Below are 503 nucleotides of genomic sequence, written 5' to 3' on the forward strand. Positions count from 1 at the left end.
TGGATCACCTCCTTAATCGACGACATCAGCTGCTCCATAAGTTCCCACACGAATTGCTTGATTCATTGAAGAAGACGATAGAAACAGCCCGAAATTGGGTCTGTAGCTCAGTTGGTTAGAGCGCACCCCTGATAAGGGTGAGGTCGGCAGTTCGAATCTGCCCAGACCCACCAATTTTGTGTGGGAAACGCCTGTAGAAATACGGGGCCATAGCTCAGCTGGGAGAGCGCCTGCCTTGCACGCAGGAGGTCAACGGTTCGATCCCGTTTGGCTCCACCACTTACTGCTGTTTCTTGTGTTAAAGCTTAGAAATGAGCATTCCATCGAACGATGGTGAATGTTGATTTCTAGTCTTTGATTAGATCGTTCTTTAAAAATTTGGGTATGTGATAGAAAGATAGACTGGACCACACTTTCACTGGTGTGGGATCAGGCTAAGGTAAAATTTGTGAGTAATTGCGAATTTTCGGCGAATGTCGTCTTCACAGTATAACCAGATTGCT

Annotated in this window: 2 tRNA genes; both read left to right on the plus strand. The window is 46.3% G+C overall.

What is annotated here, in order from left to right:
• Positions 1–96: 96 nt before the first annotated feature.
• Positions 97–173, plus strand: a tRNA-Ile gene (locus tag AC07O1_RS30380).
• Positions 174–203: 30 nt separating this feature from the next.
• A tRNA-Ala gene (locus AC07O1_RS30385) sits at positions 204–279 on the plus strand.
• The last annotated feature ends 224 nt before the right edge of the window (positions 280–503 follow it).

Source organism: Pseudomonas sp. GW821-FHT07G10, from assembly GCF_059418545.1.